The 23,451-nt window shown below is 61.5% G+C and carries 13 protein-coding genes; all 13 read left to right on the forward strand.

Features of this window, described 5'->3' with window-relative positions; all coding sequences use genetic code 11:
- Positions 1-208 precede the first annotated feature (208 nt).
- On the forward strand, positions 209-1,297 hold the full coding sequence (locus LG281_RS13295) for a substrate-binding domain-containing protein (protein WP_404401448.1): 1,089 nt from the start codon (positions 209-211) through the stop codon (positions 1,295-1,297).
- A complete protein-coding gene (locus LG281_RS13300) occupies positions 1,294-2,640 on the forward strand; it encodes an ABC transporter substrate-binding protein (RefSeq protein ID WP_404401450.1) in 1,347 nt (448 codons plus the stop codon). Before LG281_RS13295 ends, LG281_RS13300 begins: the two co-directional genes overlap by 4 nt.
- A gap of 84 nt (positions 2,641-2,724) precedes the next feature.
- Positions 2,725-4,044 carry a carbohydrate ABC transporter permease gene (locus tag LG281_RS13305; protein ID WP_404401452.1) on the forward strand — a complete coding sequence of 440 codons (1,320 nt, stop codon included), beginning with the start codon at positions 2,725-2,727 and terminating at the stop codon, positions 4,042-4,044.
- 3 nt (positions 4,045-4,047) lie between these two features.
- Positions 4,048-5,274, forward strand: a complete 1,227-nt coding sequence (locus LG281_RS13310; RefSeq protein ID WP_404401454.1) for a carbohydrate ABC transporter permease — start codon at positions 4,048-4,050, stop codon at positions 5,272-5,274.
- Between the two features lie 4 nt (positions 5,275-5,278).
- Positions 5,279-6,580 carry an MGH1-like glycoside hydrolase domain-containing protein gene (locus tag LG281_RS13315; RefSeq protein WP_404401456.1) on the forward strand — a complete coding sequence of 434 codons (1,302 nt, stop codon included), beginning with the start codon at positions 5,279-5,281 and terminating at the stop codon, positions 6,578-6,580.
- Between the two features lie 3 nt (positions 6,581-6,583).
- The gene (locus tag LG281_RS13320) at positions 6,584-7,639 is read left to right on the forward strand and encodes an ABC transporter ATP-binding protein (protein ID WP_404401458.1); all 1,056 of its coding nucleotides are present in this window, start codon (positions 6,584-6,586) and stop codon (positions 7,637-7,639) included.
- Positions 7,640-7,751: 112 nt separating this feature from the next.
- The gene (locus LG281_RS13325; RefSeq protein ID WP_404401460.1) at positions 7,752-8,111 is read left to right on the forward strand and encodes an Ig-like domain-containing protein; all 360 of its coding nucleotides are present in this window, start codon (positions 7,752-7,754) and stop codon (positions 8,109-8,111) included.
- Positions 8,112-8,636: 525 nt separating this feature from the next.
- On the forward strand, positions 8,637-11,105 hold the full coding sequence (locus LG281_RS13330; protein ID WP_404401462.1) for an Ig-like domain-containing protein: 2,469 nt from the start codon (positions 8,637-8,639) through the stop codon (positions 11,103-11,105).
- 351 nt (positions 11,106-11,456) lie between these two features.
- Complete coding sequence (locus LG281_RS13335) at positions 11,457-14,849, forward strand: Ig-like domain-containing protein (RefSeq protein WP_404401464.1); 3,393 nt, start codon at positions 11,457-11,459, stop codon at positions 14,847-14,849.
- Between the two features lie 465 nt (positions 14,850-15,314).
- The gene (locus tag LG281_RS13340) at positions 15,315-17,447 is read left to right on the forward strand and encodes an FG-GAP-like repeat-containing protein (protein ID WP_404401466.1); all 2,133 of its coding nucleotides are present in this window, start codon (positions 15,315-15,317) and stop codon (positions 17,445-17,447) included.
- 500 nt (positions 17,448-17,947) lie between these two features.
- A complete protein-coding gene (locus LG281_RS13345; protein ID WP_404401468.1) occupies positions 17,948-21,349 on the forward strand; it encodes an Ig-like domain-containing protein in 3,402 nt (1,133 codons plus the stop codon).
- Between the two features lie 277 nt (positions 21,350-21,626).
- Positions 21,627-21,797 (forward strand): hypothetical protein, encoded by a 171-nt coding sequence (locus LG281_RS13350; protein WP_404401470.1) that lies wholly within the window; start codon positions 21,627-21,629, stop codon positions 21,795-21,797.
- 270 nt (positions 21,798-22,067) lie between these two features.
- Entirely contained in the window at positions 22,068-23,420 is a 1,353-nt protein-coding gene (locus LG281_RS13355) for a TolC family protein (protein ID WP_404401472.1), read from the forward strand.
- The last annotated feature ends 31 nt before the right edge of the window (positions 23,421-23,451 follow it).

Here is a 23,451-nt window from a genome sequence, read left to right on the forward strand (position 1 = left end):
GAGTGTGTCCTCCCTTGATCTGACTAATATGTTTGTATCGGGCAATCGTTGGTGCGGGCAAGAGGCATTGCATGGCGGAAACGATGACGCCTCTTGGTCATTTTTAGCAGCATTTGACAATCGAAAGCGCTTTCGGTAGCGTTGATCGTATTCCGAAAGCGCTTTCGAAGACAAAAAGCGAGAAGTGTTTCGGGCTGGGAGGATGTTTATGAATACGACGGAGCGCGGCGCGGCGCGGCGCAATGAGCCTGTATCGCTGGCACGGCTTGCTGCGCATCTGGGGCTTTCCGAGGGCACGATTTCGCGCGCGCTCAACAACTACCCCGACATCGCCGTCAAGACACGTGAGCGGGTTATCGCTGCAGCCAAAGAGCTCGGTTACCGGCCTTCGTCCACGGCGCGGCGGCTTGCGCGCGGTGTGATCGAAACTGTCGGGTTCGTTCTGCCGGCACGCGAGGGGCACGTCACTGATCCGTTCCTGGCCGAAATGATCGACGGAATGGCGGGCGAACTTGCCGCGCATGACTGGGATTTGATCGTTGCGGCGGTGCCCGAGGGTCATAGCGAGGTCGATGTCGCCGAACGCCTGATCCGCGCAGGCAAGGTGGGTGGTTTCGTCGTCACCCGCACACGGCGGCACGATCCGCGGGTGGATTATTTCTTAGAGCAGGGCGTGCCTTTCGTCGTTCACGGGCGCACGGAGGATCCTTCGGGCTATGCCTGGCTCGATGTCGACAATGAAAAGGCGTTCGTCGACGCGGTGCACTATCTCTACAATTTGGGGCACCGGCATATCGCCTATCTTGGCGGGGACCTTGATTTCAACTTCGCGTCTCTGCGCCGCAAGGGTTACGAGCGGGCGATGAGCGAGGTCGGGCTCGAGATTCTGCCCGGTTACCGCGTCGACGGCGTCGCCGACGCGGTCATGGCAAAAACGGCCATGGCCCAGATGATGACGCTGCCCACCCCGCCGACGGCGGTGATATGCATTACCGACGCGGTTGCACTCGGGGCGATGCGGGCGGTCTGGCGCGCGGGCCTCAAGCCCGGGCACGACGTTTCGGTGATCGGTTATGACGGCCTGCCTATTGGCGAAGCCGCCGATCCTCCGCTCACCACGATGAGCCAATCGAGCCATGAAGCGGGCTGCGAAGTCGCCCGCATGATCCGGGCGCTGATCGACGGCGCCGATCCAACCGATTTCCAGGTTCTGTGGGAAGCCAAGCTGACGCAACGCGCGTCAGCCAATCCCCCGGCACATCTCATGGAAAGATCATCGAAGGGAGGAAACGAATGATCAGGAAAACCACAGGTATTCTAACGCTCGCGACGGCGGGGCTGATGCTCTCGACGTCGCTGGCAAACGCACAGCTTCAGTTCTGGACGACCGAGGAACAGCCCGACCGGCTAGCCAGGCAGGAACAGCTTGCCGCCGATTTCGAGGCGGAAACGGGTATTGGGGTCGAAGTCATCCCGGTGACCGAAAGCGAGCTGGGGACGCGGGCAACCGCGGCGTTCGCGGCGGGGAACCTGCCCGATGTCATCTATCACCCGCAGCAATATGCGCTGCCCTGGGCCGAGGCGGGGATTTTGGACGTCGAGGCGGCCAATGAAGTTGTTGAAGAGCTCGGACGCGATACCTTTGCGCCCGGCGCGCTCGCTTTTGCCGATTTCGACGGGGAAACCGCCGCGGTGCCGGTCGACGGCTGGACGCAGATGGTGGTCTATCGCACCGACCTCTTTGAGGAAGCCGGCCTCGAACCCCCCACGAGCTACGAGGCGATCGCCACAGCGATCGAAGCGCTACACAATCCGCCCGAGCTGTACGGGTTCGTCGCCGCGACCAAGGTGGACGAAGCGTATATGAGCCAGATGCTCGAGCACGTCTTCCTCGCCAATGGCGTCAGCCCGGTTCATGCGGATGGCTCGACCGGGTTTGATCCCGAGCCTACGATTGAGGCACTTGAATTTTATAAGACGTTGGCCGAAGCCTCGCCGCCGGGCGATCTTTACTGGCAACAGTCGCGCCAGCTCTATTTCACGGGTAATGCGGCGATGATCATCTGGTCGCCGTTTATCCTCGACGAGCTTGCGGGCCTGCGCGACAGCGATCCGCCAGCGATCAATGACGATCCGACATCGACCGAACTGGCGAGCAAAACCGGAGTTACGACCACGATTTCGGGGCCGTCGAACCCGGACGGCTCGGCCTGGGCGGATATCCGGTATTTCGGCATCACCATGGATGCCGATACCGACGATGCCGCGGCGTTTGTCGAATATTCGATGAGCGAGGGCTATGAGAACACGCTTTCGATTGCGCCCGAGGGGAAGTTCCCGGTCCGTCGCGGGACACCGGAAGACCCGACTGCCTTCGTCGACCTTTGGGCGACTTTGCCGGTCGGCGTCGATCGCAAGGCGCCGCTGGCCGATCTCTATCCCGAAGAGGTGATCGGGGACATTGTCGCCGGGCTCGAAACCGCCGGGCGTTGGGGAGCAACGGAGAACCAGCTCGCGCTGGCTTCGCGGATCATCAATTCGCAGATGATCAACCGCTATGTCCGGGAATTCATCGACGGCGAACGCGATGCCGCGGCGACGGTCGAGGCGATGAATGCCGAACTGGCCAATATCGAATAGGGGTCTCCTCCCCCATGGGACCGGACCGCGTTTCGCTGACGCGCGGCCCGGCCCGCCACAGGTTTATTCGAGGGAAGCGATACGATGACCGGATCCGACATGGTCCCGGCCCAGCCCGATCCCGAGCGCGCGACGAAGCCAAAACGCAAGGTGGGGCCGATGGCCCGCGCCGAGGCGCGGTTGGCACTCGGCATGCTGATGCCGACATTCGTTATCGTCTTTGCGATCGTTCTGTTTCCGCTTGCGGCCAATTTCTGGATTTCGGTCAAGCCGGTAGCACTCGCCGATCTGCGGCCCGCCGCGCCGATCGTTTCGGAGCGCACGAGTGGCGACGACGATGTCGCGGGCGCGCAGTTCACCATCGAATACCGCCTGCGCAATTCCTCGCAGGACAACGTGATTACCAATGTGACGCTGGCCGACACGCTGCCCGAGACCATCGCAGTAGACCAGATCGATGAGCGCTGCACGATCGACGGGCGCGCGGTTTTTTGCGAACTGGGCGATTTCGCGCCGGGTTATCGTGAAACCATCGAATTTATCGCCACGCCCGTCGAAGGATTGACGGGCGAAGAGATCGATCCGCGCGCGAGCGCGCCCGTGATGGACGGCGACGCACCCAATGTATTGACGAGCGGCGAATTCACCTTTGGAAACTTCGTGCGAATCTTCGATTCCCGTGCGTTCTGGGGCGTTTTGTGGGTGACCATCGCCTATACCGTCTTCGGGACGGCTGGCGCGCTGGTGCTTGGGCTGTTTGCCGCGCAGCTTCTCAACACCGAATTTTTCGGCCGGTCCTGGCTGCGGGGGCTGTTTTTATTCCCTTATGTCGCGCCGGTGATCGCCGTGACCTTTACCTGGGTTGTGCTGCTCGATCCGTTCTCGGGCACCTTCAATGCGATCCTGCAGCGGATGAACATCACCGACGCGGGGATCAATTTCTTCGGCCAGCGCGCGGTCGAGATGAACCTGTTCGGGCTGACGGTCGACTTTCCCTTGGCGCTGGCCTCGGTCATCGCCTTTGAGGCCTGGCGGTATTTCCCGCTTTCGTTCCTTTTCATCCTTGCGCGGATGCAGTCGATCTCCTCGGACATGTACGAGGCCGCCGAGGTCGACGGGGCCTCGCCGTTTCAGGTCTTCTGGCATATCTCGTTGCCGCAGCTCCTGGGCATTCTCTCGACGCTGTTCCTTTTGCGGTTCATCTGGACGTTCAACAAGTTCGACGACATCTTCCTTTTGACCGGCGGCGCCGCTGGCACGCGCACGCTGACCGTCGAGGTCTATGAGCAGGGGTTTGCGCTCTCCAATCTCGGCGCGGGGGCGGCGGTGGCTGTTGTCGTCTTCCTGTTTCTCGTTGCGTTCGCGACGGCCTATTTCCGCTTCATTCACCGGGAGGAGGGCTGAACCATGCGTATCGGCACGGGATTTGTGCTGGCCCTGCTGGTCGGGGCGCTCTGGGGTGTTATCGCGGTGGTGACCTCGGGGATCGCGATCACGCTGATGACCGGGCTTGCGGCGACGCCGGTGGTTCTTGCCGGGGCGATTGCAGGGGCCGCGAGCGCAGGGGTGATCGTGACGCGCGACCCGGATTTGAGGACGCAGGCTGTTTCGCTCGGAGCCTTCCTCGCGGCGGTTGTCGGGCTGCTTGCTACGTCATTCGCCGCGCCCTTTTCGCAAACCCTCGGGGTTGCGCCGGTCATCCAGGCGGTCGCGATCGCGCTTGTGTGCGGGGCGGTGACGCTCGGGAACCTCGCCTGCCTTTCGGGTATCGAGGCGGGGAACCTGAACCGCTACCGGATCGAAGTGCTGCTAGCGCGGGTCTTTAAGGGGGTCGGGTTCGTCTTTTTCACCGTGATGGTGGTGCTGCCCTTCTACGTCATGGTGATGACGAGTCTCAAAAACCAGCAGCAGCTCATCTTCAACCCGCTCGATCTTTCCGTCGACCTTTCCAAGGGCCTGGGGTTGTTCGAGAGCTACTACCAGCTCTTCACGCAATACAATTTCGGCCGGTTCATGCTGATCTCGGCGATTGTTTCGGTCTCAGCGGTCATCATTACGCTCTTGTTTTCGATCCCCGGCGCCTATGCGGTTGCACGGCTGCGGTTTCCCGGGCGGTCGGTGATGACCCAATCGATCCTATTGATCTATATGGTCCCGGCCATCGTGCTGGTGATCCCGCTTTATGCGGTCTTCTCCCAGCTTGGGCTGAGAGATACCATCCTGGGACTTTTGATCGTCTATCCGGCAACCACGGTGCCCGTAGCGCTTTATATGCTCCAGGGCTATTTCCGGGGCCTGCCGCCCGAGCTCGAGGAGGCGGGGCTGATGGACGGGCTCAACCGGTTCGGGGTGATCCGCAAGATCACTTTGCCCCTGTCGCTGCCGGCGCTCGCCTCGGTTGCGCTCTATGTTTTCATGATCGCCTGGAACGAGTTCCTGTTCGCGTTCATGTTCCTCGACGATCCCTCGATCTTCACGCTTCCGCGCGGCGTCGTCGCGCTCGATTCGGCCGAGGTGCCGCGCCAACACCTGATGGCGGGCGCCGTGGTCGCGACCGTTCCGATCCTCGTCATCTTCCTCTGGTTCGAAAAATTCCTCGTGCAGGGGCTCACGGCGGGCAGTGTCAAAGGTTAGTGCAATGATGAATACACCAAGCGCCGAACGCGCAGACGAACTCGACGCGCGGGCCCGCGAAATCCTCACCCAGAACGATCGGGGCGGATATACCGTGCCGACCAAGGGGCTTTATCCCTTTCAGTGGAACTGGGATTCCGCGCTCGTGGCGCTGGGGTTTGCGACCTTCGATACGGAACGCGCCTGGACCGAGATCGAGACACTGTTCAAGGCGCAATGGGACGACGGCATGGTGCCCCATATCGTCTTCTGGCAGGACGATGCGGGGTATTTCCCTGGGCACGATCAGTGGGGCAGCGAAACGTCCCCGCCGACTTCGGGGATCACCCAACCGCCCGTTGCCGCGACCATCGTGCGCGCGCTTTTCGAACGCGATCCCGATGTCGCCCGCGCCGCAAATCTGGTCGAAAAGCTCGCGCGCTGGCATGTCTGGTTCGCGCGGGCGCGGGATCCCCAAGGGCGTGGCCTTGTCGCGATCACGCACCCCTGGGAGAGCGGACGGGACAATCTTCCCGATTGGGACGCACCGCTTTCCTATGTCGATACATCTCGGGTTGGCGACTATCAGCGCCGCGATACCCAGCATGTCCATGCCGACCAGCGCCCGCTCAAAGCCGAGTACGACAAGTATATGGCGCTGGTGCAGTTCGGGCGTGAGGCGAAGTGGGATATCGATACGATTGCCCAAGGCAATCCATTCTGGGTGGCCGATATCGGGGTCAACGCCATTCTTTTGCGTGCGGAACGCGACCTTGCGGCGCTTGCGGCGGCGGTGGGAGAAACGGACATCGCGGAAAGCGCACGAGTTCGGGCAGCGCGGATGGAGGCTGGCATCGAAGCGCTCTGGAGCGAGGAGTTGAACGGCTATGTCTCGCTCGACTTGCGGCACGATGCGAAGGCCACGACGCTTTCGGCCGGAACGCTGCTGGCGCTTTATGGCGGGGTGGGTGCCGGCCGTGCAGAACAGTTGACAGCAACGCTTGCGCGCTGGGCGGAGCGTGTGACCTATCTCGTGCCGAGCTACGATCCGGAGGAAAGCCGGTTCGATCCCATCCGCTATTGGCGCGGGCCGGTCTGGGCTGTGGTCAACTGGATGATCGCTAGCGGGCTGGCCGATGCGGGAAAGGGCGATCTTGCCGAGGTCGTGCGCCGCGACACGGGGCGGCTAATCGCCAAATCGGGGTTCTATGAAAGTTTCGATCCGTTGACCGGTGCGGGATGCGGCGGTGGGGATTTTTCCTGGACGGCGGCAATGTGGCTCGCCTGGGCGTCACCGAATATGCCTGGTGCGCACGAGGAGGGATAGATAATGGGCAGGATCGAACTTCAAGGCGTCCGCAAATCCTTCGGGGCGCTCGAGATCATCAAAGGGATCGATCTGACGGTCGGCGAGGGCGAGTTCGTCATTTTCGTCGGACCCTCGGGGTGCGGGAAGTCGACGCTCTTGCGGCTTATCTCGGGGCTCGAGGAGGCGACCGACGGCAAGATTGTGATCGATGGCGAGGACGTCACGGGCAAGCCTCCGGCCGAGCGCGCGCTTTCGATGGTGTTCCAATCCTACGCGCTTTATCCACACAAGACCGTGCGCGAGAATATGGGCTTCGGACTTCAGGTCGCACGTGCGCCCAAGGCGGAGATCGAGCAGAAGGTCGCGGCTGCAGCCGCGACGCTGCAACTGACCGATTTCCTCGATCGCCACCCACGTGAGCTTTCGGGTGGCCAGCGACAGCGTGTGGCCATCGGGCGATCCATTGTGCGCGAGCCGAAAGCCTTTTTGTTCGATGAGCCGCTTTCCAACCTCGATGCGGCGCTGAGGGTGGAAATGCGGCTTGAGATCGCTAAGCTGCATCGGAGGCTCCAGGCGACCATGGTCTATGTGACCCACGATCAGATCGAGGCGATGACGCTGGCCGACAGGATCGTTGTCTTGCAGGCGGGGCAGATCGAGCAGATTGGTTCGCCGATCGATCTTTACCAAAAGCCGGCCAATCTCTTTGTGGCGCAGTTTATTGGATCGCCGAAGATGAACGTCGTGCCCTGCGCGGGAGGAGCGGGCACCGTGCGCTTTGCCGGCGGTGGCGAGATCACGTTGCCCCATGCGCGCGAAGCGGTTGCGCATTTCGGCGTCCGGCCCGAGCATATCGCGCTGACCCCCGCGGGCGAGGGCGTGGTCGAGGGAATGATCGACGTCATCGAGCATCTGGGCTCGGATACGTTCGTTTATGTCGAGGTGCCGGAACTGGGGCTTTTTACGGTGCGGATCGTCGGGCACACGCGGTTCGAACCCGGAGAGACCGTGGGGCTGCGCTTCGATTTGGACGAAGTACACATCTTCGATCGGGACGGGCAAGCGATTGGGCGTTAGCGCACCCTTGCGGGTCAGAAGCGTCTGGATGGTCCGCGATGTGACCTTGAGGTCGAGCGAGATGTTTTTGAGGGAATAGGGGTTGTAGCCGAGCTTTTCGAGGCTTTCCTCGTTGCCGGTCGCCCCGCTATGGGTGAGCTCGGACGTCACCATTGGCGAAAACCGGCCAGAGGCGCCAGTGGGACTGCACCTCGATCCGGCGTCGGACGCAGTGTGGTGCAACAGCGACGGGATCACGAGCGACAATACACCGACGCTCACCGGTGCGGCGGGGTCGACCGAGGCAGGAGCAACGGTGATGGTTTACGATGCGAACGGAACGACTGTCCTGGGGGCCGGTGTCGCGGCGTCTGACGGGAGTTGGTCGGTAACCACGAATGTTCTGTCGGACGAAACGCACGATCTGACGGTGAAAGCGGCCGATGTGGCTGGCAATTTGTCTGTTGCCGGCGATGCGGTGACGATCGTTTAAGAGTGCGCTGTCGGCTCGGCGTCAAAGGCGGGCTTCATTCTCACGCATTCAGAAGGGCGCTGGCGGCGACGCGATACATGGCGTTCGCGCCGTGGGCAACAGCATTGTACTGTCTGCCGAAAACCATCTCACGGCCATAGCGGTCTGACCCGAATATATTGCTGCCATCATAGAAAGCCCGGTCATCGCGATGGCCGGGCTTTGCTTTTGCGCAAATGAAGTAAATTGCTATTTATTGCCGATAAAAAGCAAAATTTGTGCGTCAAAATAGCACATTTGGGGTATGTTATTCGCATATAAGCATGAAAAATAGGAAGAGGGGGCAATCGCTGGTGTGTGGGTGATTCTGCCGCCGGCGGATTTATATCGGTCTGACGCGTTTCCAGAAGCGTTTCGACCAGCGGACATCCGGTTGGTCCGGACTCGCTGGATCGCACACGCGAAACACGGTCAGGACAGACCTTCGGCTCTCCCGCTGCGATGGAATTCGGATCGGGATATGCGTTTGGAAATGGAGATAGAGTAGTGAGTATACGGAATGGTGAAGCGGCCCCTGATCGGGGACGCAGCGTTGATCTGGACCGCGCCCATGGAGCGGCGCTGAGTGCGGCCAATGGCGCGGTGGAAGCCGCACAGGGCCGCGAACGCGGCTCGGCATTCTCTGTGCGCGTCGATCGTGACGCCAATGGCGATCATGCGCTCAACAGCAGCGAAATCGATGCGGGCCGGTCGCTGGCGTTCAGCGGCACGGCGGAGGCCGGTCAGGATATCGTGGTGAGCTACACCAATGGCGGGCCTGTCCAGTATTACGGCATCGTCACGGCGGACGCGGACGGCAAGTGGACATTGCCGTTCGATACGGAGATGGCGGACCAGAACGTCCACTTCACCTTCGAGCCCGCGGGCGAAGCGGAGGTGAATGTCGATGTCGCCGTCGATACCCAGGCGCCGGAGTTTACCAGTGGGGTTTCAGTGCCGCTCGGGCCTGTGATCGTGAACATGGAAACCGGAAAAGAGTCATTTGTCCCGATCTATTCCGGCCATGTCGAGGGAGCGGAGACGGTCGAGCTTGTGGTTGACGGCAAGGTGTTCGCGTCCGACGTGGTCGGCCCTGATGGCGAATGGATGATCCGTGGCCCGGAAGATGTGCTTGGGGATGGCGAAACGCCTGTGACCGAGTTCGTGGCGATAGACGCCCATGGCAACAAAACGGTCTACGATGACGAGGCCGTGATGGCCAACATCCTTGGCGATGACTCGGCAACGGCCGAACCCCGTGTTGTCCCTTATGATGCCGAAAGCGGCCATGACGCGGCCTCTCCGGCAGCCGACGCCGCTGATGGCGGTAACGGCAACGGTGCCGGGAACGGCCATGACGCTGCCGACAACGCCCCCGCTGCCTCATCGCTCTCGGTGCATGTGGATGGCGATGTCAATGACGACAATGCGCTCAACGCCAGGGAGATCGGCGCCGACAGGACGCTGTCGTTCACCGGGACAGCGGAGCCCGGCCAGGACGTCACCGTCAGCCACTTCGAGAACGGTCATGTCGTGACCGACCAGACAGTCCCCGTGGGTGCGGACGGCACCTGGACCTATACCTATGGCTCCGGGGTCGCGGACCAGACCCTGCAGTTCGTCTTCGAGCAGGAGAATGGCAAGGCGCTGGACGCCAAGGTCGTCATCGATACTGTCGCGCCGGAGATCTCGGATACCTCGTTTGCCAAGGATACCGGGCGAAGCGATACTGATCGGCTGACCAACGACGCGACCCCGACCTTCTCGGGCAAGGTCGATGAGAAGGCGACGGTCAAGGCGTTGATCGACGGAGATGCGATCGGGGTTGGCACGTCGGATGCCGATGGCGGCTGGACGATCGGTCCGGTGGCAAAGATCGCCGATGGCGAACACGCGCTGCAGTATGTGGCGACGGACCCCTACGGCAATGCGAGCGATGCCTATGACGCCAAGCCGTTGACCATCGACACGGTCAACGACGACACGATCGCCATCTCCTCGGTCAACCGGTCGCGCGTTGCGCATACGACGGGCAAGGTCGATGGCGAGGAGACGACACAGGTGCGTCTTGTCGTCGATGGCCGGACCGCCGAGGCGGTGACGGTCGATGTGACGAACGGCACGTGGTCGGGAAATGTGGACACGCATGTGCTGCGTGCGGGCCATAAGCTCGAGGCGGTCGGGATCGACGATGCGGGCAACCTCACCGAGGTGGCCACACGCATCTTCTCCAACGCACCGCCCCCCCCGCCCCCGCCCCCGCCGCCGGCGCCGACTTGGCCTGTGTGGACGCCTCCAAATACGCCGCGCAGATGGGGTTCATTCGGTCCGATGAATGGCAGCCCACTCTCGCTCGACCTGAACGATAACGGCGAAATCGATACCGCGTCCATCAAGGAAGGCGTCAAGTTCGATCTCTGGAATGACGGGGTGGAGGACCGGATCAGCTGGCTCTCTGACGGCGATGGCTTGCTCGTGCTCGACAAGAACGGCAACGGATCCATCGACAACGGCTCCGAGCTGTTCGGCCCGACCGAGCGCTATGCCGACGGGTCGTTGATCAACGAGGGTTATATCGAGATCTCGGCCTACGACCTCAACGGCGACAAGGTGATCGATCAGAACGACTCGATCTTCGAGGATCTCCAGGTCTGGGTCGACGGCAACATGAACGCCGTGACCGATGAGGGTGAACTGCTCGACATCGCGGATCTGGGCATCGTGTCGATTTCCATCGACCCGACCGACCTCGACTACACAGACGCTGAGGGTGTCTACCACAAAAACACCTCCACGGTTGAGCTCGAGGACGGCAGCACCATGGTGATGGAAGACGTCTTCTTCGAAGTCGAGGACGATGCACCGGCCAACGACACCGCTTCAGCTGATGTCGGCGACGCGATGTTCGACGTCTATGCGGCGGACAACGGCAATGTCCTGCCGGTCGAGGATCAGGCCGCGGCCATAGTGGTCTGATCCGGGGATACAGCCCCCGCTAATCATAGCCGGCCCGGTCATCGAAATGGCCGTGCCGGCTTTGTGTGTGCCGAGGGGTCAAGGAAAGTCCTTGTGGCGTTGTCTTCCCCCAATCCGACAGTCTGCCAAGCACGGCTCCAGGCCGCTTTGCGGGGGTGCAAGACGTCATAAGCTTCGTCTGAGTAAGTATACTCTTCTATATTTAAGTAATCTCTCCGGGTTTTCAGTCCCTCCTTGATCGGTATTTTGTCGTATCGCGCGTTGTACGGTCCCGTAACCAATTGCGCAACAAGGTATCGCAATGATCGAGCCTTTGGCTCTCATTGGATTTATCTTCGAGAGGATTGAACGATGCTTCATATAGCGACAATCACTACGGAAAACGGTGTGCGGAATGTGCCGCAGGCGCTGGCGGGATCCCGTGCTACCGTCGATATGGCGGGCGCAGCGCGTGTGCAGCTCGATGTCCCGGCCGCGGACGTGGCGGGCTATGTCCGTCAGGGCAATGATCTCGTGATCCATCTCAAGAACGGTGAGGTGATCGTTCTTTCCGACTATTTCGCCGCTGGCGCCCAGAATGTGCCTGCGCTCGAGACCATCGACAGCGTGGGCAACTATGTCCCGGTCGATTTCGGAGCCTCGGCGGCTACCGACGGTGTTCTGACACCGTCTATCGGCGCGTCTGGCGCCGCGGCGGCGGAAACCGCCGGGTTGGCGGGTACGCTCGGCGGCGTCGGCATGGCCGGAATCGCGGGGCTCGGCGCACTGGCACTCGGCGGTGTCGCCGCAGTAGCGGCCGGCGGCGGCAGCGGCAGCGGCGACAATGGCGGCGATAATGGCGGCGGCACTGGTGCATATGTGCCCAAGCCGGACATCGGCCAATATAGCGCCGATACAATGTCGGGGACCGGGACGCCCGGGGATACGATCACCATCAAGAACGAGAAAACCGGCGCGGTGCTTGGCACGACGACCGTGCGGCCCGACGGGACGTGGTCGCTCAGCCTCGATCCCAAACCGGCCGATGGCGATCAGGTCTCGGTGACCGGGACGGATGAGGACGGCAACGTCTCGCAGGCGTCAAGCGTCACGATCGGCGAGAGCCGTCCGGCTGCGCCCGAGGTCACACACTTCAGCCCCGACGAAATTTCCGGAACCGGAACGCCGGGGGATACCGTCACTGTCACCGATCCGGAGACGGGGAAGGATCTTGGCTCGGCGACGGTTAATCCGGACGGGACGTGGTCGATCAAGCCCGATCCCAAGCCCGATCCTGGCGATCAGGTCACGGTGAGCGGGACCGATTCGAACGGCAACGATTCGCAAAGCTCCGGTGTCACCATCGGCGAAAACCGTCCAGCGGCGCCGGAGGTCAGCGCGTTTACCCCGGACGAGATTTCCGGGACGGGCACGCCGGGCGATACCGTTACAATCACCGATCAGTCTACGGGGCAGGTGCTCGGCTCGACGGAGGTTAATCCGGATGGGACATGGACGATCAAGCCCGATCCCAGGCCGGCCCCTGGCGCTCAGATCACGGTGAGCGGGACCGACGCGGACGGCAACAGTTCGCAGAGCACCGGTGTCACCATCGGCGAGGATCGTCCGGCGACGCCGGAAATCACCCAGGCGGGTCCGGACGAGATTTTCGGGACGGGCACGCCAGGCAATACCATCACGGTTACAGACGACAGCACGGGGCAGACGATTGGCTCGGCGACGGTTGGGTCGGACGGCAAATGGTCGCTTGCACCCAATCCCAGGCCGGACGATGGGGATCATATCTCAGCGGTCGCGACCGACGCGAACGACAACGATTCGCAAAGCGCCGGGGCCACGTTTGCCTACGTCGACACCACGCCGCCGGAGGCTCCGGCCAACCTGATGCTGGACGCCAGTTCGGATACAGGGTCGAGCGACAGCGACGGGATCACCAAGGATACCGCGCCGACGATCAAGGGCACGGCGGAGGCCGGGGCGACAGTTACGGTTTATCACACCGACGGGACCGAAGTGGGGACCGCGGTCGCGGCGGACGATGGGAGCTGGTCGATGACGGGCACGTTATCCGAGGGTCCGCACAGTCTCACCGCGAAGGCGGTGGACGCGGCGGGCAATATCTCGGCTGCTTCGAATGCGCTCGCTGTCACCATCGACACGACAGCGCCGGAGGCGCCGCACGCGGCGCTCCTCAACAGCACCACAGTCTCGGGCACCGCGGAGGCATTCGCCAGGATGACCATCGATTATAATGGCGATGGCGCGGTCGATGCGGCGGTGGCGGCAGATAGCGAGGGGAAGTGGAGCTTCACCGGGCTCACGCTTGCAAATGGCACCGAGGTCAAGGTCTGGGCGACCGACGCGGCGGGGAATGTATCCGAGGCCGATACCGAAACCGTTGATACCACGACCCCAACGGTGCGCATCCTGCATCCTGACATGACGTATACCGTCACGGAGATCAGTGGGGATACAGGAATAGCCCATTCCGCCGTGATCGGCGATTTCGATGGCGATGGGGACAACGACATCCATGTCGGGATGAATGGGAGCACTCAGAACGTCCTCTGGCTCAATGACGGCAAAGGGGGGTTCACGGAAAAAGGGAATATCAGTGGCGATAATGGATACGCCTACAAAGCCGTTGCGGGCGATGTGAACCACGACGGCAAGATCGATCTCTATGTTCCGAGCAATACCAGCAGCACTTCCTACCCGAATATCCTCTGGGTCCAAAAGCGCGACGGCACGATGGACAACCAGAAAATAACCAACGATGTTGGAAAAAGCTACGGCGCGGTGATGGCCGATATCGACGGTGATGGCAGTCTCGATATCTATGTTGCGAACGAAGGCGCGAACAAGTTGTGGATCAATGACGGAAGTGGCCATTATTCGGACCAATCGATTTCCGGAGACAACGGAAGTAGTCGGGGCGCGGCAGTGGGAGATTTCAATCATGATGGATACATGGATATCTATGTAGCAAATGATTCTGGCCAACAAAATGTGATATGGATCAATAACAAATTCAATAAGTTCCTCGAAACAAAGAAGCTTGAAAGCGATCTTTCATATAGCATGGACGCTGTCGCTGGCGATTTTAATGGTGACGGATTCGATGATATATATGTTGTAAATAGAAGTAATCAGAAGAACGTTCTATGGCTCCAGAACAAAGATGATCCTGGGAAATTCATACGCAAGGAGTTGAATGGCGACGAGGGGGATAGCTATGCCGTCGAGGCGGCCGATATCGACGGCGACGGCGATCTTGATCTCTATGTCGCGAATTATGGCGGCACAAACCGGCTGTGGATCAATAACGGCGAAGGAGAGTTTAGTAGCCACGACATTAATACGGACGACGGCTGGACGTACGACGTGGCCATCGGCGACGTGAACGGGGACGGCTGGCTGGATCTCTATGCCGCGAACTATTATCAAAACATCCTCTGGGTCAATGACGGCCTCAAGGTCACCGCTGGCGAGAGCGTCAGCGTCAAAAGCAGCACGCAAGGCACTGTCTATCTCGTCAACGACAAGGTGGAGGTGCAAACCCTGAGCGATATCACCGATGCGGATGGCGGGCTCTGGAACGAGGTTGCCATCACCGCCGAGGATACTGCCACGGCGCTCGATACGACCGGGCTCGAGGCCGGGGACTATTACGCCTATGCCGTGAATACGGGCTCGACCCTCTCGCTCGTTTCGGAGATGAGCGTTCACGTCGACACCGTATAGCTCTCGGGCGCGCAGGATCGTCCGGCAGGCATGGCGCGTTTCCTCCCCGCGCCATCGCCTGGCCTACCCCTCCGCTCTTCTGAGGCAATCGCATACGGTTCCGGTTTCACCTGATAGCCCCGCACACGCCCTACGGGATTCACACGTTTCCGTTTGAGGCACCCATCCTTGCCCAGTTCAAACCCTGCAGTCTCGAAAGGAAATGTGCGAACGTCGTGGGCACACGCCTGAGGCGGGGTGGGATATGACGAACCCCGTGCAGGGCGCGTCCACGGGTACCTTATTCGCCTATTAGGCGCAAAAGTAGGAAACAACGGAAATCGGCAGCGCGCAGGGCACCGTGGCGCCAGCGGATTTGTATCGGACGGAGAGTTTCCGCAATGTCTCGGATTGCGAAAATTCTCCGGGTTTTTTGATTTGCGACGCTTTGGAAGCGGAAAGCACACCAGTGTTGGAGAACGAATAGTGAAAATACAAATTGTCGATGCGGCCACGGGGCAGATGCGCACTGTGGGGCCGGACCTTGCCAACGGCGCCGTGCTGGATGTGGGCGATGCTGCGCGGGTGGCTTTCGATTTTCCCGCCGATGCGGTGGCGATCTACGAGCGCGTCGGGGATGCCCTCGTCGTGGTGCTGACGAGCGGGGAAACGGTTCTTCTGGAAGACTTTTTCCGTGAGGACGCGGACGGCCGTCCGGTTCTCGAGGTTGCCGGGGATGCCGGCGGCGCACCGGTCGAGGTGGTGTTCGACACTGCCGGGCAGGGCGTGCTTGCGCCGGCCTTCGTCGAGGGCGGGGCCGATGCCGTCGGTACGGCCGGAATGGGCACCGAGGCCATGGCGGGCCTCGCGCTCGGCGGCCTTGCGGTCGTCGGGGCGGGCGCGGCGCTGGCTGGCGGCGGGGGCTCGTCGGATGGCGGCAGTCCGCCGGACACTACGCCTCCGGCGGCACCGGCCGGGCTGACGCTGGATGTGGGTTCGGACACGGGGCCAAGCGATAGCGACGGGATCACGAGCGATACGACGCCGACGCTTACCGGTGCGGCGGGATCGGTCGAAGCCGGGGCGACGGTGACGATCTACGATACGGACGGTATGACGGTTGTCGGGACGGGGGTCGCGGAGGCCGACGGGAGCTGGTCGATAACCACCAGCGCTCTGGCCGAGGGCGTGCACACGCTGACCGCGAAGGCGACGGATGCCGCGGGCAATGTCTCGGCGGCGTCGGATGCGCTGAGCGTGACCGTCGACACCACGGCGCCGGGGGTGCCGGAGGTGGCGGCGTTCCTCGAGCCGTTTTTCAAGAGCGATACTATCGAAGGAGATACCGCGGGCGCCCACCGCGACGTCGCGATGGGCGATGTCGACGGCAATGGGCACCTCGATATCTATGTCGCGAACGAAGACGGGCAGAACCAGTTGTGGCTCGGCCTCGGTGGCGGCAAGTTCAAGCTTGTTGAGATTGAGGGAGATACCGGAGCCAGCGCTGGCGCCGTGATCGCCGATATCAATGGTGACAATCATCTCGATATCTACGTTGCCAACCGGGACGGACAGAACAGGCTCTGGTACGGCGACGGCAAGGGCAGCTTCACCAAGGGGGATATCGAAAACGATATCGCGGGGAGCAATGGCGCCACTGTGGGCGACGTCGACGGCAACGGTTTGCTCGACATTTATGTCGCGAACGAAGGGCAGAATCTGCTGTGGCTCAACTATGGAGAAACCGGCTTCGCCCCGGGCCCGGTCGGACAGCCCAATTCGTTCAGCAACGATGCGGCGATGGCCGATGTCGATGGCGATGGCGACCTCGATATCTATGTCGCCAATGCCGGGAAGGACCTTCTGTTGCTCGGCGACGGCAAGGGCGGTTTCAGCGAGTCCACTGCCTTTGACGATACCGCTCCCCTGCCCAGTTCCAGCGTGGTCCTGCGCGACGTCAACGGTGACAACGCGGTCGACGCCTTTGTCACGAACCGGGCCGGGCAGAACCATCTGTTGCTTGGCGATGGCAAGGGCGGCTTCAAGGAGACGGTCGATATCGGCGGGCCGACCGGGGCCAGCACCGACGCTGCGATCGACGACGTGAACGGCGACGGCTTTCTCGACATCTATGTGGCAAACAATGACAGCCGGGACGAGCTGTGGCTCGGCGACGGCAAGGGCGGGTTTACGCTCGATCCGGCCGACTGGGGCAACGTAATCATGTGGGAGCAAGGGGCCAGCAATGCCGCTGCGTTGGGAGATGTCGACGGCGATGGCGATATCGATATCTATGTCGCGCAGGATAATCACCAGAACAGGCTTTGGCTCAATCGTGGAGGGGAGTTTGAAGCTCCCGAGAGCATCGAGGTCCTGGATTCCGAGGCGGGCACGGTTTATCTGGTGAAGGACGGTGTGAGCGTGACTTCGGAAGGCGATATTATCGCGGCGCCGGACAGCCAGTGGAACAGTGTCACGCTGACGGCGGCAAATACCAACGCGTCGCTTTCGGTGGAAGGGCTCGATGGGGGCCACTATCATCTCTATGCGGCGGACATGGCAGGCAATCTGTCGGCCGTTGGCCAGGACATAACGGTCATCGTTATCGTTGGGCTCTGAAGACGCTTTCGGGTCCGGAGGCGAAGCGGTTCGCGCCGCCCCCGGACGCACCCCCCGTGTTTCCAAACACCGAAAACGGCCTCCACCCGGTCGTATCGTCGACCGGGCGGAAGGTGGGCCTGTCAGGCCTTGTGGGAAGCTATGGGGATGCAGAGGTCGGCCTCTGCGTATTTTATTCGCTCAAGCCTTTTGTTCCTGAAAGCGCTCTCGCGCGTGCTCCGGTGGGGTGCCTAACGTAGAATAGCATTAATTGCCCCGGCATAGACCATCGCGAGTATCTGGAGATCCTGTCCCGATCGTGTCGGGGCGGGATCTCTTATTTTGCTTTTATATCTCAAATTAGTGAAAAAATCAAAGCGCATAAATTTCATAAGTATTGTTGCTTATAAATATTTCCACGTAGACTGTTCTTTATGACGTCGTAACCAGTTCAGCCTCACGCTGTCGTCGATGATTGATGCATTTCGCTCTCATCGGGTTAGCTTTGCGAGGATTGAACGATGCTTCATATAGCTGCAGTCACTATGGAAAACGGCGTGCAGAACGTGCCGCAGGCGCTGATGGGCGCGCGGGCGACCGTCGATACCGCGGACGCGGCGCATGTGCAGCTCGATGTCGCGGCCGGGGATGTGGCGGGCTATGTCCGCCAGGGCGACGATCTGGTGATTCACCTCAGGAACGGCGAGGTGATCGTACTGTCGGACTATTTCGACGACGGTGACCAGAACGTGCCATCCCTCGAGACGCTCAACGGCGCGGGCGACTATGTGCCCGTCGATTTCGGTACCTCGGCGGCTGTGGAGGGCGTCCTGACGCCGTCCGTCGGCGTGGCGGCGGGAGCAGCGGCAGCCGCCGGTGCCGCCGGCGCGTTGGGCGGGCTGGGCATGGCCGGAGTGGCCGGGCTCGGGGCGCTGGCGGTCGGCGGCGTGGTCGCGGTGGCCGGCGGCAGCGGCAACAATAATGGCGGCACCGGCGCGCATGTGGCTGCGCCCGAAGTGGGGCAGTACGGCTCGGACACGGTTTCGGGGACCGGGACGCCCGGGGATACGGTCACGGTCACCAATCAGACGACGGGCGAGGTGATCGGGACCGGGACGGTGGATCCGGACGGCAAATGGTCGGTTACCCTCGATCCCAGGCCCAATGATGGCGATCAGGTCTCGGTGAGCGAGAAGGATCCGGACGGCAACACGTCCGGCACCACCGATGTCACCATCGGGCAGAGCCGGCCCGAGGCGCCCGAGGTCGGCCAGTTCGGCCCGGACGGCTTCTCGGGCACCGGGACGCCGGGGGATACCATCACGGTGACCAACGAAACGACGGGGCAGGTGATCGGCGAGACGACGGTCGGCGCGGACGGCACGTGGTCGCTCACGCCCGACCCCAGGCCGGGCGCGGGCGACAAGATCACCGTGGTCGAGAGCGACCCGCACGGCAACGATTCGCAAGGCTCGGACGTCACCATCGGCGAGAACCGCCCCACGGCGCCCGAGATCGGTCAGTTCGGCCCGGACGGCTTCTCGGGCACCGGGACGCCGGGGGATACCATCACGGTGACCAACGAAACGACGGGACAGGTGATCGGCGAGACGACGGTGGGCGCGGACGGCACTTGGTCGGTGACGCCCGACCCCAGGCCGGGCGATGGCGATCATATCTCGGTGACCGAGACCGATGCCAGCGGCAACAGCTCGCAGGGCGCGGACGTCACCATTGGCGAGAACCGCCCTGTGGCGCCGGAGGTGACCGAGACGGGCCCCGACACCTTTTCGGGGACCGGCACGCCGGGCGATACGGTTACGGTGACCGACGATACCACGGGGCAGGACCTCGGTTCGGCGACGGTGGGGCCGGACGGCACATGGTCGATCACGCCCGATCCCAAGCCGGGCAAGGGCGATCGGGTGACCGTGACCCAGACCGACAAGAACGGCAATGATTCCCAGGGGGCAGGCGTCACGGTGGGCAGTTCGACCGCCGACACCACGGCGCCGGACGCGCCGGTCGGCCTGACGCTGGATCCGGGCTCGGATACGGGATCGAGCGACAGCGACAGGGTCACCAAGGACACCACGCCCACGATCAAGGGCGCGGCGGGATCGGCGGAGGCCGGGGCGACGGTCACGGTTTACGATACCGACGGAACGACGGTGCTGGGGACTGCTGTCGCGGGGGATGATGGCAGCTGGTCGGTGACGGCGGGCACGCTCAATGAAGGCCAACACAGTCTGACGGCGAAGGCGGCCGATGCGGCGGGCAATGTCTCGACCGCGTCAGGCCCGCTCGCGGTGACCATCGACACCACGGCGCCGGCGGCGGCACAGGTGGCCACGGCGAATGCCGGCACGGTCTCGGGCACGGCCGAGGCGTCCGCAACGGTCACCATCGACTATACCGGTGACGGTGAGGCCGATGCGACCGCGGCGGCGGATGGCGACGGGAAGTGGAGCTTTGATGGGCTCACACTGGCCGATGGTATCGAAGTCAAGGTCTGGGCCACCGATGTGGCCGGGAATATCTCCGAGGTGGCGACTGAAGCCGTGGATGCAAAGGTGCCGGTAGCAAGGATTGTGAATGCGACCCCGACGTTTCACGAAACGCATATCAGCGGGGATGCCAACGCTAGCGGCGACGCGGTGATGGCTGATATCGATGGCGATGGTGATCTCGATATTTTTGCTGCAACCGGAGGATCCTCAGCCTGGGGTGGCCAAACAAACCATCTCTGGATCAACGACGGAAAAGGGAGCTTCACGAAAAGCCCAAATCTTCCAGCCGATACCGACTTCAGCAAGGGGGTGGCTATAGGTGACGTCGATGGTAACGGGAAACTGGATATATACGTTGCAAATTACGGCGGTCAAAATAGTCTGTGGATTCAGCATCTAGATGGAACGTTCGAAGAACGACATATTTATACAGATGGAGGAGATAGTCAAAGTGCTGTGATGTTCGATGCAGACGGGGATGATGACCTGGATATCTATGTCGTAAATTTCAATAATCAACAAAACCATTTATGGATAAATGACGGAAAAGGGAATTTCACGGTAAAAATCGATATTCCTAAAGATAACCACAGTAGCTGGGATGCTGCGGCGGGCGACATCGATAAGGATGGAGATATGGATCTCTATGTCGTAAATCATAGTACGCCGAATCAAATATGGCGCAATGACGGCAATGACGGTAGTGGGCTGCCAACGTTCACGGGCATCGGCATTGACGGTGAAACAACCGGGGGGCGTCAAGCGTCGATCGGTGACGTGAGCCGAGATGGGCGCCCCGATATCTTTGTCGCTGACGGCTCGGTGCAGAAACTCTGGATTCAACAGGAAGGCGGTACGTTCGCAAACCACCCTCTTGGCAATAATGCCGTTAGTGACGCTAGCGACGCCGTTATGGCCGATATCGACGGAGATGGTAATCTCGATATCTATATAGTGGACCTAACCAGACAGAACCGTATTTTGATCAATGAAGGCGGGGGAGCTTTCAGGCCCACGGGTATCACCGATGATACCGGTGGCTGGCACGCTGCTATAGGCGATGTCGATGGTGACGGTCATCCTGACATCTATGTCACGACCTATTCCTCTGGCCAACCGACGCTCTGGATCAACGACGGTATTGCGATTTCTGCCGGCACCGAGGTTGACGTCAAAAGCACGGAAAAAGGCACAGTCTATCTCGTCAACGACAAGGTGACAGTGAACACTCTGAGCGACATCACCAACGCCCCCGACAATCTCCAGAACGCGGTCGAGATCACGGACGAGACACAAGCCGTCGCGCTCGATACGAGCGGCCTCGATGGCAATGGTGATACCTATCACGCTTATGCCGTGGATCTGGATGGCAATCTTTCGCCCATCTCGGAGATGAACCTCATCATCACCTGAGACCCGATGTCCCTGCCCCCCGGGGCTTCTCCTCCCGGCCCCGGGGCGCAGCGGATGCAGAGACCGCGGCGAGATGCCGTGTTGTGCCCGGACTTCCCAGGCGAGGTCCTGTGACCAGAACGGTCCACACTCCCAACCACCGACAACGACCATACCGGAAGGCCGTGTCCTTATTCGCCTATAAGCAGACGAGAGGAGTAGGCAGTGAGCAGTTTGCCATGGCTCTGGCGGATTCGCGATTCGATTGACGGTCTGATTCAGAAACGGGGGAAGAGTAATGAAGGCAGATATCGCAGGCGCATCGCCGGGTCAGGTCCCTACCAAAGAGTCAGGTTTTGCCGACGGGGCCGCCCTGCACATGGGCGATGCCTTCCCGGTGACGTTCGACTTTCCTGTCGATGTGGCGGCCACCGTTGCCCGGTGCCCGGCCGGTTTCGGGGCAGGGTGACGTGCTTCATCCCCGCCCAGTCGGACGGCCCGGTTCTCTCTCAAATAACCGAGTGACGAATGCGAACAGCTATCGAAAGCAGGTTTCTCCTTGAAGAATACTATGAAACGCCTTGATGACGACCGGCCTGGAGCCTTTCCGATTTTGAATCGATCGAAATCGGGCTCCAAGCCTCTGTTTTGCCACGCTTCCGAACCGGAAAAGGCTGTCAACTTTTCGTTTGCGCGGACCCTCGGTTCCCGGAAACGCTCCGGAGCCGATCGCGCCGTCATGATGACGGCACTGCTTCTTGTGCTGTCGGGGTGCTCGACGGTGCAAACGACCGGGCAAACGTCTTCGCTCACGCGAGGAGCGGCCGGTATCGACGTTGCCTCCGCGTCCGTGCAAAGCGATGCGCGCGGTTCGGCCGTGCAGCGCAATTTTGCGCCCGTGGCCGGCCCGGCGAATACGCTGTCTGGCGCGGTCGCCGCTGCACTCAATTACAATGCTGCCGTCCGGGAGGCGTCGACCCGTTCCGAGCTTTCGGACATCGAGGTCGATATTGCGCGGTCCGGCTATCTGCCGGTCGTGCAGGGCGCCGCCGAAGTCGGGCAGGATGGCGTTCCGGACTGGCAGGTGACGCTCAGGCAGCCCCTGTTCGACTGGGGCCGTACGGGCGCGCAGGTCGATCAGGCACAGGCCACCAACAGTGCCGCCGGTTTCGAACTGATGGCCGCCCGCGAGCAAGCGGCCTTCGAGGCGGCTCAGGCCTATATCGGCGTCAAACGCAGTGAGGCGCTGGTCGAGGCCGCCCGCGAAAACCTTGCAGCTTACCGTCGTCTTACCCAGTTGGCCAAGGACCGTGTCCAGGGTGGCATCGGCGACAATAGTGAGGTTGAGCTCGCGGGCGTGCACGAAGGCGAAGCGCAGGCCGCGCTCGAGGACGCTCTTGGCGTGCTGCGCAACGCGCGTATCATGTTCGAAGCTCGTATGGGCTACACGCCTCAAAACCTCGCCCCCATTCCCAATCTGCCGCTTGCCCTGGGCGACATTGCCGATATTCGTGCCGCGGCAATGCGTTCGCCAGCCGTCGCGGCGGCGATGGCCAGGGGCGAGGCTGCCAATCACGCGATTGAGGCGGAACGCGCCAACCTGCTGCCGACCTTGAGTCTGGAAGGTTTCGCGCGCACGGAAACGCCGTTGTTCGGGGATCGCTCGGTAAACACCGGTGTGGGCATAAAGCTGACTTCGCCCACATTGGCCGGCTTCAGCAATTTCCAACGCGTCGAGGCAGCGGATCTCGCCGCCAACGAAGTCCGGTGGACGGCGGAAAAAAGCATACGCGACGCCATGCAGCAAGTTCAGGCCTATCAGGCGCAGGCGCCGGGTTTGCGCAATCGCGCAAACATCCTCGAAGAGCAGCTTGAGCGGGCTATGGCGTTGCGGGTCCTCTATGAGGATCAGTTCAAGTTCGGCGATCGCGGCGTATCCGACCTCTCGGCCGTTCTGGCGGACGTCTATCGCGTCGACGTCAGCATTATCAACGCACGGCACGACATCTTTGAGCTGCAATACGCGGCTGCGGGGTCGCTCGGTCTTTTGCAAGAGAGCCTCGCCGCCGTCGAGGGCCCGCGTCACCCGTGAGGGTGCGGATGAATTTCAAGGATATCATAGA

The organism is Pelagibacterium halotolerans (assembly GCF_044811015.1).
Classification (GTDB): domain Bacteria; phylum Pseudomonadota; class Alphaproteobacteria; order Rhizobiales; family Devosiaceae; genus Pelagibacterium; species Pelagibacterium halotolerans_A.